Origin of the sequence: Labilibaculum sp. (genome assembly GCF_041595635.1) — a bacterium.
In the GTDB taxonomy this organism is placed as follows: Bacteria; Bacteroidota; Bacteroidia; order Bacteroidales; family Marinifilaceae; genus Labilibaculum.
In genome coordinates, this window is the sequence record NZ_JBFHJW010000009.1 from 75,595 (window position 1) to 88,900 (window position 13,306).

The 13,306-nt window shown below is 37.0% G+C and carries 14 protein-coding genes and 5 tRNA genes; all 19 read left to right on the plus strand.

The window, feature by feature from the left end; genetic code table 11:
• Positions 1-167: 167 nt before the first annotated feature.
• The gene (locus ABYT26_RS04580) at positions 168-1,535 is read left to right on the plus strand and encodes a sodium-dependent transporter (RefSeq protein WP_372751717.1); all 1,368 of its coding nucleotides are present in this window, start codon (positions 168-170) and stop codon (positions 1,533-1,535) included.
• 61 nt (positions 1,536-1,596) lie between these two features.
• Positions 1,597-2,700: a helix-hairpin-helix domain-containing protein gene (locus tag ABYT26_RS04585; protein ID WP_372751718.1), complete on the plus strand. Its 1,104-nt coding sequence runs from the start codon at positions 1,597-1,599 to the stop codon at positions 2,698-2,700.
• A gap of 181 nt (positions 2,701-2,881) precedes the next feature.
• Entirely contained in the window at positions 2,882-3,073 is a 192-nt protein-coding gene (rpsU, locus tag ABYT26_RS04590; protein ID WP_372751719.1) for a 30S ribosomal protein S21, read from the plus strand.
• 71 nt (positions 3,074-3,144) lie between these two features.
• Positions 3,145-4,023 (plus strand): tyrosine-type recombinase/integrase, encoded by an 879-nt coding sequence (locus ABYT26_RS04595; RefSeq protein ID WP_372751720.1) that lies wholly within the window; start codon positions 3,145-3,147, stop codon positions 4,021-4,023.
• A gap of 20 nt (positions 4,024-4,043) precedes the next feature.
• On the plus strand, positions 4,044-4,340 hold the full coding sequence (gene hpf, locus ABYT26_RS04600) for a ribosome hibernation-promoting factor, HPF/YfiA family (protein ID WP_372751721.1): 297 nt from the start codon (positions 4,044-4,046) through the stop codon (positions 4,338-4,340).
• A gap of 104 nt (positions 4,341-4,444) precedes the next feature.
• Positions 4,445-4,518 (plus strand) — tRNA-Thr (locus ABYT26_RS04605).
• Positions 4,519-4,531: 13 nt separating this feature from the next.
• A tRNA-Tyr gene (locus ABYT26_RS04610) sits at positions 4,532-4,613 on the plus strand.
• A gap of 41 nt (positions 4,614-4,654) precedes the next feature.
• Positions 4,655-4,727: transfer RNA gene (locus tag ABYT26_RS04615), tRNA-Gly, on the plus strand.
• Positions 4,728-4,742: 15 nt separating this feature from the next.
• Positions 4,743-4,814, plus strand: a tRNA-Thr gene (locus tag ABYT26_RS04620).
• A gap of 57 nt (positions 4,815-4,871) precedes the next feature.
• Complete coding sequence (gene tuf / locus ABYT26_RS04625; RefSeq protein WP_372751722.1) at positions 4,872-6,059, plus strand: elongation factor Tu; 1,188 nt, start codon at positions 4,872-4,874, stop codon at positions 6,057-6,059.
• Between the two features lie 48 nt (positions 6,060-6,107).
• Positions 6,108-6,180 (plus strand) — tRNA-Trp (locus tag ABYT26_RS04630).
• A gap of 18 nt (positions 6,181-6,198) precedes the next feature.
• Positions 6,199-6,390, plus strand: coding sequence for a preprotein translocase subunit SecE (gene secE, locus ABYT26_RS04635; RefSeq protein ID WP_372751723.1), 192 nt, complete (start codon positions 6,199-6,201; stop codon positions 6,388-6,390).
• 15 nt (positions 6,391-6,405) lie between these two features.
• Positions 6,406-6,954 carry a transcription termination/antitermination protein NusG gene (nusG, locus tag ABYT26_RS04640; RefSeq protein ID WP_372751724.1) on the plus strand — a complete coding sequence of 183 codons (549 nt, stop codon included), beginning with the start codon at positions 6,406-6,408 and terminating at the stop codon, positions 6,952-6,954.
• 23 nt (positions 6,955-6,977) lie between these two features.
• Positions 6,978-7,421 (plus strand): 50S ribosomal protein L11, encoded by a 444-nt coding sequence (gene rplK, locus ABYT26_RS04645; RefSeq protein WP_372751725.1) that lies wholly within the window; start codon positions 6,978-6,980, stop codon positions 7,419-7,421.
• A gap of 20 nt (positions 7,422-7,441) precedes the next feature.
• Positions 7,442-8,137 (plus strand): 50S ribosomal protein L1, encoded by a 696-nt coding sequence (rplA, locus tag ABYT26_RS04650; RefSeq protein ID WP_372751726.1) that lies wholly within the window; start codon positions 7,442-7,444, stop codon positions 8,135-8,137.
• Positions 8,138-8,167: 30 nt separating this feature from the next.
• Entirely contained in the window at positions 8,168-8,686 is a 519-nt protein-coding gene (rplJ, locus tag ABYT26_RS04655; RefSeq protein ID WP_372751727.1) for a 50S ribosomal protein L10, read from the plus strand.
• Positions 8,687-8,723: 37 nt separating this feature from the next.
• Positions 8,724-9,095: a 50S ribosomal protein L7/L12 gene (gene rplL, locus ABYT26_RS04660; RefSeq protein ID WP_372751728.1), complete on the plus strand. Its 372-nt coding sequence runs from the start codon at positions 8,724-8,726 to the stop codon at positions 9,093-9,095.
• Between the two features lie 106 nt (positions 9,096-9,201).
• The gene (gene rpoB / locus ABYT26_RS04665) at positions 9,202-13,014 is read left to right on the plus strand and encodes a DNA-directed RNA polymerase subunit beta (protein WP_372751729.1); all 3,813 of its coding nucleotides are present in this window, start codon (positions 9,202-9,204) and stop codon (positions 13,012-13,014) included.
• 82 nt (positions 13,015-13,096) lie between these two features.
• Positions 13,097-13,306 (plus strand): hypothetical protein (locus ABYT26_RS04670; protein WP_372751730.1); only part of this gene is annotated, 210 nt, incomplete at its 3' end.

Below are 13,306 nucleotides of genomic sequence, written 5' to 3' on the forward strand. Positions count from 1 at the left end.
TTATTTTTAGCAAATTTGGGGCTTTCCATTTTGAATTTAAATGATGAGCCAATGGGGGCACTGGCTAAAATAATACCTTTTTTTTTAGCATATTGATGTGATCTGGGTTCCATCATTTTTAGTATTGTGTCTATTCTGTTAATTTTTTCATCTTAAAAATAAGTTTTATGAGTAATGGTAAGCTTCCCGTACGTGATGTGTTTTCAAGTAAGTTTGGTGTAATTGCTGCTGCTGCAGGATCAGCTGTTGGGCTAGGTAATATTTGGAAATTTCCCTATATCACAGGTGTTTATGGAGGAGCTGCCTTTTTATTCGTATACCTTGGTTTTATTGCATTAATAGGACTGCCTATTATGCTTTCCGAGTTGACTATTGGTCGCAAATCAAAAAGAAATGTTTTTGGGGCTTTCAAATTCTTAGCTCCAGGTTCGGCATGGAAACTTGTTGGTGTTTTAGGGGTTTCGGCAGCAGCTATGATATTGGCTTTTTACGGTGTGGTTGCAGGATGGAGCATTGATTATGTAGCGAAGGCAGTAAGTGGAGGTTTTGGAACTAAGAGTCCGGCAGAAATGGAATCTATGTTTTTTCGTTTTATTGAAAGTCCTGTGAGTCCAATTCTCTATCAGTTGTTTTTTATGGTCATGACCATGGGGATTGTCTTTGTAGGAGTAAAGGATGGTATCGAAAAATACGCCAAATTCTTAATGCCATTACTTGTTCTTATTATTATAGTTCTCGACATAAGGGCGGTAACTTTAAAAGGTGCAATGGAAGGATTGAGGTTTTTATTTAATCCTGATTTCTCAAAATTGACAGGAGATGGAATATTGAGTGCTTTAGGACACGCTTTTTTTTCCTTGAGTTTGGGAATGGGAACTCTGGTTACCTATGGTTCTTATGTTGATGATAAAAATAATTTGCCCCTTACTGCTCTTCAGGTAACTCTTGCCGATACTGCAATTGCCATATTAGCAGGAATTGCAATTTTTCCCGCTGTTTTTGCCTTTGGAATTGAGCCTAGTAGTGGACCCGGTCTTGTATTTATTACCTTACCCAATGTGTTTCAGCAAATGCCTGGCGGGTATTTCTTTTCAATTTTGTTCTTTTTATTATTGACAGTTGCAGCGTTAACTTCGTCTATTTCTATTCTCGAGGTTGTGGTCGCTTATTTTCAGGAGGAACTCAATTTAAAGCGGCATGTCTCAACTATTGTGGCTGGAGTGCTTATTGCTATCGTTGGAGTCTTTTGCTCCTTGTCAATGGGTGTATTAAAAGAATTTACTCTGTTTAATCTGAATTTGTTCGATTTGTTGGATTGGATTTCTGCTAATTTACTTCTTCCGCTTGGAGGTCTATTTATAGCTTTATTTGTTGGCTGGTTTTTGGGTAGAAAAAGAGTAGAGGAGGAGCTGGCTAAAGGCGCAGGCGTTATTCCTTGGTTACTTTCTGTATTTATCTTCCTAGTTAAATTTATTGCGCCGGGAGCTATTGCAATTGTGTTTCTACATGGATTAGGTGTATTTAATTTTGGATAATTCTTAGAATAATTATATATTGTTAAGTGTTATCTGGTTTTTCCATTGCACTTCAATAAAAATGAACTTTAAGCAATTATTTAGAGAATATTTTTCTTACTCAGCTTCGGAGAAAAAAGGATTATTGGTGCTGGTAATTCTTCTGCTAATTCTATATTTTCTTCCTATTGCTTTTCACAATAAAACAAGAATTGATAGCTTCGCCGATTCTGCAAAGCAAAATTCGTTAGATAGTTTGGTTGCAGTACTGCTTGCTAGGGAGGATACAAAGCAATCTTATTCGGTTGTTGTTGAGTTGAAAATGTTCAATCCAAATACATGTAGTAAAGACGAATTACTAAAACTTGGATTTACCCCATATCAGGCAAATAATCTAATTAAATACAGAAGTAAGGGAGGTCGCTTTGAAAAGAAAACCGACCTGTTGAAGTTGTATGGCTTTGACCAATCAGATCTCGAGCGTTTGAATGCCTATATCCAGATTCCCGTTGTATCTCAAAAAAAAGAAGCTCTTGATGATCGAAAAAATACAATTTACGAATTGTATTTTTTCGATCCCAACGAAATATCTTTGAACGACTGGGTTAATTTAGGGGTAAGTAGAAGAATAGGAAATCGGATTAAAAATTATATTGAAGCAGGTGGTCGATTCTCTAAGGCTTCGGATTTACAAAAAATCTATGGGTTTGATTCCGATAAGTATAAAGAGCTTCTGCCTTATGTGCAAATAGCCGAAAGTGAAAAAAAAACCGAAACCTTCAGAAAACAGGTTATTTTGTTGAATGCCGCAGATACATCACAATTAAAACAACTAAGAGGAATAGGATCAGTACTTTCTAAGCGAATAGTAAAATACCGGAATGTTTTAGGTGGTTTTGTATCTAAGGATCAACTTATGGAGGTTTATGGAATCTCAAGAGAGGAATTTGAACTAATTTCTCCGATGATTACCGTTGATTCTATTAATGTACGTAAATTGGCATTAAATTCTTTTACAGCTGATAAATTTCGGAAACATCCTTATCTGAACAGTCGAACCTCTAATAATATTGTACGTTTTCGTAAAAGAAATGGTAATTTTAATTCAATCGATCAGTTATTAAGTCATAAAATTGTTCCCGATTCTATTTTTACGAAATTACGTCCTTATTTGGAATTAAAATAGAAAGTGTAGGATTAGTTGAGAAAACATTGGTTATTTCCTATCTTTGGGATGTGGTTGAGGCGTGTAAATTTTTAGTTTGAAGTAATTTCGTGATCTTTTCTTCAAAAAGATTTGAATTATAATGAATGAATGAATACATTTGCGGCTCAGTATGAAAAATTAATATTTAAAGGAGAAAATTATGATTGTTATTCCTATGAAAGAAGGCGAAAATATTGAAAGAGCCTTAAAAAAATTCAAAAGAAAATTCGAAAAGACTGGAGTAATCAAAGAATTAAGAGGAAGACAGGTTTATACAAAACCATCTGTTAAGAAAAGAGTAGAAAAACTTCATGCGATCTACGTTCAGAACATGCAACAAAACGAAGACTAAATTCTTTTTATTCCTTGATATCTTAATTTTTTGTATCTTGGGTTATCCTGTAGGGTAAATATCCTGGATGTATGAGTTATAAGGAATCTTTTCTGTCTTATTTACAGTTTGAAAAACGATATTCGGTACACACTATCCTCTCGTATGATTGTGATTTGACTCAGTTTTTGGATTTTATGTCTAAAAATAAAGTCGAGGAAATATCAGATGTGGATTTTAAAAATGTGCGTAAATGGATCGTTTTTTTAATGAATGAAGGTCATTCTTCAAAGACAGTAAATAGAAAATTGTCTTCATTGAAGTCCTTTTTTAAATTTTTATTGAGGGAATCAGTTGTTGAAACCAATCCTATGGATAGGGTTGTTGGGCCACGACAAGGGAAGAAGATTCCTGGCTTTGTTGCTGAGCATGCTATGCAATTGCTTCGTGAAATTGATTTTGGGAAAGGGTTTGAGGGTTGTAGAGATCGGTTGGTTGTAGAGATGTTTTATCAAACAGGCATGAGGTTGTCTGAGTTGATGACTCTAAAATTGACGAGTTTTGATCGAAAAACTTTTTTGGTAAAGGTTTTAGGTAAAAGAAATAAGGAAAGAATCATTCCGGTGAGTGAAAATCTGGATAAACTTCTAGAGGAATATCTTGAAGTGAAAAATAAGATTTTTGATGATGGGAGTGGTTTTCTTTTTGTAACTAAAAAGGGGGTGCCTGTATACGAAAAGTTGTTGTATCGAATTGTGACAAAGCATTTGTCTAAGATTACAACACTTGCCAAGCGAAGTCCACATGTGTTGCGACACACTTTTGCAACACATTTGTTGAATAACGGAGCTGAATTGAATGCGGTGAAAGAATTGTTGGGTCATTCTAATCTTTCTTCAACGCAAATATATACTCATACTACATTCGAGCGTTTAAATAAGATTTATAAACAGGCTCATCCAAGAGCCTAATAATAGATGGAGGAGATGGTATGGTGAAAATTCAATCAATAGGTTTTGTTGCTAAGGATGAGCTTGAAGCTTTTATTCAGAGCAAATTGAATAAGTTGTTGAAACTTGATGATGATGTTGTTGGGGTTGATGTAATTCTCCGATTGGAGAAATCGACAACAATGGAAAATAAGCTTGTCGAAATTATTTTGGACTTAAAAGGAGGTGATTTGTTTGCAAAAAAACAAAGTCAAAGCTTCGAAGAGTCTACTGATATGGTAATTGAGGCGCTGCGTCGTCAGCTTGTAAAACGGAAAGAAAAACTTCGAGCAAAATAATCGTAAAAAATCTTCGATTAGCTTGCGATAGATTTAAAATATTTTTACATTTGCAAACCATTTTCAGGGAAAAGAATGCCTGTTAAATTAATGGTTTGTAAATTGCCGATGTAGCTCAGTTGGTCAGAGCAGCTGATTTGTAATCAGCAGGTCGTGGGTTCGAATCCCTCCATCGGCTCAATATTTTTTTTGGGGAGATACCAAAGTGGCCAACTGGGGCGGACTGTAACTCCGCTGACATCGTCTTCGTAGGTTCGAATCCTGCTCTCCCCACTAAATTAATAAAAAAAGAGAAGTTTTTGTTTCTTTTTTTTGCGGGAATAGCTCAGTTGATAGAGCATCAGCCTTCCAAGCTGAGGGTCGCGAGTTTGAGTCTCGTTTCCCGCTCACATTTTTGTAATTGCCGTTGTAGCTCAGGGGTAGAGCGCTTCCTTGGTAAGGAAGAGGTCATGAGTTCAATTCTCATCAATGGCTCAGAAATATATTGTATTGTTTTTAATTGTTGTCTAATTTTAATTAACTTTTTGAGTTATGGCTAAAGAACATTTTGACAGGTCAAAACCACACGTAAATATCGGAACCATTGGTCACGTCGATCATGGTAAAACTACTTTGACTGCTGCTATTACTACAGTATTGGCAAAAAAAGGTTTGTCTGAAGTGAAATCATTCGATTCTATCGATAATGCACCTGAGGAAAAAGAAAGAGGTATTACTATTAATACTGCTCACGTTGAATATCAAACTGCTAATCGTCATTACGCTCACGTTGACTGTCCTGGTCACGCGGATTACGTAAAGAATATGGTAACTGGTGCTGCTCAGATGGATGGTGCTATTTTGGTTTGTGCTGCAACTGATGGTCCTATGCCTCAAACTCGCGAGCACATCTTGTTAGCACGTCAGGTAAACGTTCCTAAAATCGTTGTTTTCTTGAATAAAGTTGACATGGTTGATGATGCTGAGATGTTGGAGTTGGTAGAGATGGAGGTTCGTGAATTGTTAGATTTTTACGAGTTTGATGGAGATAATACTCCAATCATCGCTGGTTCTGCTCTTGGTGGATTGAATGGTGAGCCAGAGTGGGAAGAAAAAATCATGGATTTAATGGAGGCTGTTGATACATGGATTCCACTTCCTCCACGTGATGTAGATAAGCCTTTCTTGATGCCTATCGAGGATGTTTTCTCAATTACTGGTCGTGGTACTGTTGCTACAGGACGTATCGAATCAGGTATTGTTAAAACTGGTGAAGAGCTTCAGATTATCGGTTTGGGTGCTGAAGGTATGAAAACTGTTTGTACTGGTGTTGAGATGTTTCGTAAGATTTTGGACGAAGGTCAAGCTGGTGATAACGTTGGATTGTTATTAAGAGGTATCGAAAAATCTGCTATTAAACGTGGTATGGTTATTTGTCACCCGGGAACAATCAAGCCTCATACAAAAATCAAAGCTGAGATTTATGTATTGAAGAAAGAAGAAGGTGGACGTCACACTCCATTCCATAACAAATACCGTCCTCAATTCTATATCAGAACTTTGGATGTAACTGGTGAGATTACTCTTCCAGAAGGTGTTGAGATGGTAATGCCTGGTGATAATGTAACTATTACTGTTGAGTTAATCACTCCAGTTGCTTGTGCTTTAGGACTACGTTTCGCAATGCGTGAAGGTGGTAGAACTGTTGGTGCAGGTCAGATTACTGAAATTGTTGAGTAATTAAACATATAAAGATTGATCTGGTCATCCAGATCAATCTTAGTATAGACGGGTGTAGCTCAGTTGGTAGAGCACTGGTCTCCAAAACCAGGTGTCGGGAGTTCGAGTCTCTCCACCCGTGCAAAGACAAATAAGCCTTATGAAACTAAAAATTTATTTCGAAGAAGTTTATAAAGAACTAGTTCAGAAAGTATCTTGGCCATCATGGTCTGAGCTTCAAAGTAGTGCGATTGTTGTTATGATTGCTTCCGCTATTATTGCATCTGTAATTTTCGCAATGGACTTTGGGTTTAAGAATATGATGGATATTATATACAGTATGTTTTACTAATTCCTGAAAGAAAAGATGGCTGAAATTGATAGAAAATGGTATGTTCTTAGGACTGTTGGAGGAAAAGAAAAGAAAGTCAAAGAATATATTGATAGTGAAATTTCTAATCTAGGTCTACAGGAGTATGTATCACAGGTTCTAATTCCTACCGAAAGAGTATTTCAAGTACGCAACGGTAAGAAAATTAGCAAGGAGAGAGTATTCTTACCTGGTTATATTCTTGTTGAAGCGGCGCTTGTCGGTGAAATTCCCCACATTCTTCGTGGTGTCACGAATGTTATTGGCTTCCTGGGGGATACCAAAGGCGGAGACCCAACACCAATGCGTATGTCAGAAGTGAATCGCATTCTTGGAAAGGTTGATGAATTATCTAATAAAGATGAGGAAATTAGTATTCCTTATTTTGTTGGAGAAATGATTAAGGTAACGGATGGACCGTTTAATGGTTTTACTGGTGTGATTGAAGAGGTGAATGCAGAGAAGAAAAAACTAAAAGTTATGGTTAAAATCTTCGGAAGAAAGACGCCTCTTGAGTTAAGTTTCATGCAAGTAGAGAAAGAATAATTAAATCCTTAGAAAAAAAAGCTATGGCTAAAGAAGTTGCAGGATTAATAAAATTGCAGATCAAAGGTGGTGCTGCAAATCCTTCACCCCCAGTAGGACCCGCATTAGGTGCTAAAGGGGTAAATATTATGGATTTTTGTAAACAATTCAATGCAAGAACTCAAGATCAAGCGGGAAAAGTAATTCCGGTTGTGATTACAGTTTATTCTGATAGTTCTTTCGAGTTTATTACAAAAACTCCTCCCGTTGCTGTTCAAATTCTAGAGGCTCTTAAATTAAAATCAGGTTCTGCTGAACCTAACCGTGTTAAGGTTGGTTCTATTTCTTGGGATCAAATTCGCGAGATCGCAGAAGGAAAGATGAAAGATTTAAATGCTTTTAAAATTGAAAGTGCCATGAGTATGGTTGCTGGAACTGCAAGAAGTATGGGTATCACAGTTAGTGGTGATAATCCTCTTAATCAATAATTATAAATACTGCAAGTAAAATGGGTAAACTAACAAAAAATAGTAAGTTAGCTTCAGATAAAGTGGAGACTGGTAAGCTATATTCTATCGATGAAGCAGCAAAATTGGTTAAGGAGATTACTTTCACCAAATTTGACGCCTCATTGGATATGGATGTTCGCTTAGGAGTTGACCCAAGAAAAGCTAACCAAATGGTTCGTGGTGTTGTTACCCTTCCTCATGGTACTGGTAAAAATGTTCGTGTTTTAGTTCTTTGTACTCCTGATAAGGAAGAAGAGGCTAAAGAGGCAGGTGCCGACTTTGTTGGCCTTGACGACTATGTTGCCAAGATCAAAGGAGGATGGACTGACGTTGATGTTATCATCACCATGCCTACTGTTATGGCTAAAGTTGGAGCTTTAGGACGAGTTTTAGGACCACGTGGTTTAATGCCGAATCCTAAATCCGGAACAGTAACAATGGATATTGCGAAGGCAGTTGCCGAAGTGAAAGCTGGAAAGATTGATTTTAAGGTCGATAAATATGGTATTATTCACTCGTCCATTGGTAAAGTATCTTTTGATGTAGAGAAAATTCAAGAAAATGCTAAAGAATTCATTGGCATTATCAACAAATTGAAGCCATCTGCAGCTAAAGGAACTTATATCAAGAGTGTATACCTGTCAAGTACAATGAGTCTTGGCATTCAGTTGGATGTTAAGACGTTGGCTGACTAATTTTAATTTTTAATCAAGACCTTAGTAATCATGAAAAGGGAACAAAAAATTCAGATTATTGATAGCTTGACGGAGGAAATCAACGCTTCAAATCATTTATATCTTGCTGACATCTCAGAAATGGATGCAGAACAAACATCAGCTCTTCGTAGAGCTTGTTTTGAAAAAGAGATTAAATTGGTTGTTGCGAAGAATACACTTCTTCGAATTGCTTTGGAAAAAGCAGAAGGTGATTTTGAAGGTTTAAACGTAGCACTTAAGGGATCAACATCTCTTATGTTGTCGGAAACTGGAAATGTGCCTGCAAAGCTTATCAAAGAGTTCCGTAAGGGACATGATAAACCTATCCTGAAAGCTGCATATGTTGAGGAAGCACTTTACATTGGAGATAATGAGTTAGAAGCTCTTAGTACTATTAAGTCTAAGGATGAGCTTATTGGTGATGTTATTGCATTGCTACAATCTCCAATCAAGAATGTTATTTCTTCCCTGGAATCAGGAAAGAATATCCTTGCTGGTGTTGTGAAAACACTTTCAGAAAAAGAGTAATATATTTAGTAAATTAAATTTTTAAAACCGAAGGAAAATGGCAGATTTAAAAAAGTTTGCAGAAGAATTAGTTAATTTGACTGTTAAGGAAGTAAGCGAGTTAGCTACTATTTTGAAAGACGAGTACGGAATTGAGCCAGCTGCTGCTGCCGCTGTTGTAGCTGGTCCTGCTGCAGGTGATGCTGCTGCTGCTGAGCAAACTGAGTTTGATGTAATTCTTACAGCCGCAGGTGGTTCTAAACTAGCTGTTGTAAAATTGGTTAAAGAATTAACAGGTCTTGGATTGAAAGAAGCTAAGGCTGCAGTTGATGCTGCACCAGCTCCATTGAAAGAAAAAGTTTCTAAAGACGAAGCTGAAGCACTTAAAGCAAAATTAGAAGAAGCTGGAGCTGAAGTTGAACTTAAATAGAAGCGCTAAGACCTATATATAGGGTTATTTTGGTTTAGAGTTCCTAACCGGGACTCTAAGCCTTTTTGTTGTTTATTATCGTTTAGGTTCAATTAATTTTAAGTAAATGTCTTCAAATTCAATTAGTCAAAGAATTAGTTTTACTTCTAATAAAGATCAGTTACAATATCCTGATTTTTTAGAGATACAGCTAAAATCTTTTCAAGACTTTTTTCAGCTGGAAACGACCCCGGAGAAAAGAAAGAACGAAGGATTATTTAAAGTATTTAGTGAGAATTTTCCAATTACTGATACTAGAAATAATTTTGTGTTGGAGTTTCTCGACTATTTTGTTGATCCACCCCGTTACGCTATTGACGAGTGTATAGAAAGAGGCCTAACTTATAGTGTACCACTAAAAGCTAAGCTAAAACTATATTGTACCGATCCTGAGCATGAGGATTTTGATACTGTAATTCAGGATGTATATCTTGGAACAGTTCCTTATATGACTCAAAAAGGTACCTTCGTGGTTAACGGAGCCGAACGTGTTGTTGTTTCGCAGCTGCACCGTTCACCTGGCGTGTTCTTTGGACAAAGTGTTCACGCTAATGGAACTAAATTATATTCTGCCAGAATTATTCCATTTAAAGGTTCTTGGATTGAGTTCGCAACCGACATCAATAATGTGATGTTTGCGTATATCGATCGTAAGAAAAAACTTCCTGTTACCACATTGCTACGTGCAATTGGTTACGAAAGTGATAAAGAAATTTTAGAAATTTTTGATCTCGCTGATGAAATCAAGGTTTCAAAAACTGGACTCAAAAAAATTGTTGGTCGCAAGTTAGCTGCTCGTGTTCTTAAGTCTTGGATTGAAGATTTTGTAGATGAAGATACAGGAGAAGTTGTATCGATTGAGCGTAATGAGGTTATTATTGATCGTGAGACAATACTTGAGCCAGAACATATAGAAGAGATTCTTGAGTCGGGAGCAAAAACTATTTTGTTGCACAAGGAAGAGCAAAATCTTGCTGATTATGCAATTATTTACAATACTTTGCAAAAAGATCCTTGTAACTCTGAAAAAGAAGCAGTTCTTCACATTTATCGTCAGTTACGTAACTCGGAGCCACCAGATGAGGCTACCGCTAGAGATGTAATCGATAAATTATTCTTTTCTGATAAGCGTTACGATTTAGGTGACGTTGGTCGATACCGTATCAATAAAAAACTTGGCTTAAATACGGCTAATGATACAAAAGTATTGACAAAAGAGGATATTATTGAGATTATCAAATATCTGATTAAATTATTGAATGCTCGTACTGATGTTGATGATATTGATCACCTTAGTAATAGACGTGTTCGTACTGTTGGAGAACAATTACATACTCAATTTGGTGTTGGTTTAGCTCGTATGGCACGTACCATTCGTGAGAGAATGAATGTTCGCGATAATGAGGTGTTTACTCCAATTGATTTGATCAATTCAAAGACACTCTCCTCAGTAATTAATTCCTTTTTTGGAACCAATGCACTATCTCAATTCATGGATCAAACGAATCCATTGGCTGAGATAACCCACAAAAGAAGAATGTCTGCACTTGGACCAGGCGGTCTTTCTCGTGAAAGAGCTGGTTTCGAGGTTCGAGATGTACACTATACTCACTACGGACGTTTGTGTCCTATTGAAACTCCTGAGGGACCAAATATTGGACTTATTTCCTCGCTTTGTGTTTTTGCAAAGATTAACAATCTTGGATTTATCGAAACTCCATACCGAAAAGTGGTTGATGGTAAAGTAGATTTATCTATAGAAGGAATTAAGTACTTATCTGCCGAAGAAGAGGAGGGATTGGTTATTGCTCAAGCGAATGCACCTTTTAATGAGGATGGCTCGTTTGTAAATCCAAAGGCGAAAGCTCGTATGGATGGTGATTTTCCTTTTGCGGAAGTTGATAAGTTAAATCTTATGGATGTAGCTCCTAATCAAATTGCTTCTATTGCAGCTTCTTTAATTCCTTTTCTGGAACATGATGATGCTAACCGTGCTTTGATGGGATCAAATATGATGCGTCAAGCTGTACCGGTTATTAGTCCTGAATCTCCAATTGTTGGAACAGGTCTAGAAGGTGATCTTGCCCGTGATTCAAGAACTCAGATTTGCGCTGAGGGCGAAGGAGTTATCGAATTTGTAGATGCTACAAAGATCGTAATTGGATATGAGCGTTCTGAAGAGGAAGTTTTCGTTAGTTTCGAAGGAAATAGTAAAACATATTTGCTTCCTAAATACGGAAAAACTAACCAGGGAACAACAATGGATCTTAAGCCAATTGTGGCTAAAGGCGATAAAGTTGTGAAAGGTCAGATTCTTACACAGGGATATGCGACCCAATTAGGTGAGCTTGCTCTTGGTCGTAACCTTAAAGTGGCGTTTATGCCTTGGAAAGGTTATAATTATGAGGATGCGATTGTGATTTCAGAACGAATCGTTAGAGATGATGTGTTTACTTCGGTTCACGTTGACGAATACTCTCTTGAGGTTCGAGATACAAAACGTGGTATGGAAGAGTTAACCTCTGATATCCCTAATGTAAGTGAAGAAGCCACTCGAAATCTTGATGAGAATGGATTGATCCGAATTGGTGCTATTGTTGAGCCTGGTGATATCCTTATTGGAAAGATTACTCCAAAAGGAGAATCGGATCCATCTCCAGAAGAAAAATTACTAAGAGCGATCTTTGGTGATAAGGCTGGAGATGTGAAGGATGCTTCACTGAAAGCTTCGCCATCATTACGAGGAGTAATAATTAATAAAAAATTATTCTCTCGCTCAATGAGAGATCGTAAATCTAAACAATCAGACAAACCTATTATTCTTAAATTAGATGAGGAACTTGCTCAACAGGTTTTAGAATTAAAGAATCGTTTGGTTGATAAATTGTTCATTCTTGTAAATGGAAAAACTTCCCAAGGTGTTAAGGATTATCTTAATGTTGATGTAATTAGTAAGGGAGTTAAGTTTACACAGAAACTTTTGGCAGATATAAACTATATGGAAATTAATCCAAATAAGTGGACTACTGACAAAGATAAGAACGATACGATTAAGAAATTACTGCACAATTACATTATCAAGTATAAAGAACTTGAGGGTGCTAATAAGCGTAAGAAATATAACGTAACCATCGGTGATGAAATGCCAGCGGGTATTATTCAAATGGCAAAAGTCTATGTTGCTAAGAAGCGTAAACTTCAAATTGGTGATAAAATGGCGGGTCGACATGGTAATAAAGGAATCGTTTCACGTGTTGTACGTGATGAAGATATGCCTTTCCTAGAAGATGGAACCACTGTTGACATTTGCTTGAATCCACTTGGTGTACCGTCTCGTATGAACTTGGGACAGGTATTTGAAACAGTGCTTGGTTGGGCTGGTAAAGAGCTTGGATTAAAATTTGCTACCCCGATCTTTGATGGTGCTTCTCTTGATGAAATTACCGCTTATACCGATAAAGCTGGTGTGCCAGCATTTGGGAAAGCATATTTACATGATGGAGGTACTGGACTTCGATTCGATCAGCCAGCTACAGTAGGTGTTATATACATGCTGAAACTTGGTCACATGGTTGATGACAAAATGCACGCGCGTTCTATTGGACCATATTCGTTGATTACTCAGCAACCTCTTGGAGGTAAAGCTCAATTCGGTGGTCAGCGTTTTGGAGAGATGGAGGTTTGGGCTCTTGAAGCTTTTGGTGCAGCTCATATTCTACAAGAAATACTTACTGTGAAGTCGGATGATGTTGTAGGTAGAGCGAAAGCATATGAAGCTATCGTTAAAGGTGATCCAATGCCTAGTCCTGGTATTCCAGAATCTCTTAATGTATTATTGCATGAACTAAGAGGTTTAGGTTTGAGCGTTAAATTAGTATAAGCCTTATAATAAAGCGTATGCTGGGTTTTCCTGGCATTCGCCTTGCTTGAAACAAAATTGTTAATTTCCTAATTTTCAACATATGGCATTCAGAAGAGATAACAAAGTAAAGAGTAGTTTTACAAAAATCTCTATCAGTCTTGCTTCTCCCGAAGAGATCTTAGAAAGATCTAGTGGTGAAGTTTTAAAGCCTGAAACCATCAACTATCGTACTTATAAACCAGAACGCGACGGATTATTCTGTGAAAGAATTTTCGGTCCTGTAAAAGATTATGAGTGCCATTGTGGTAAA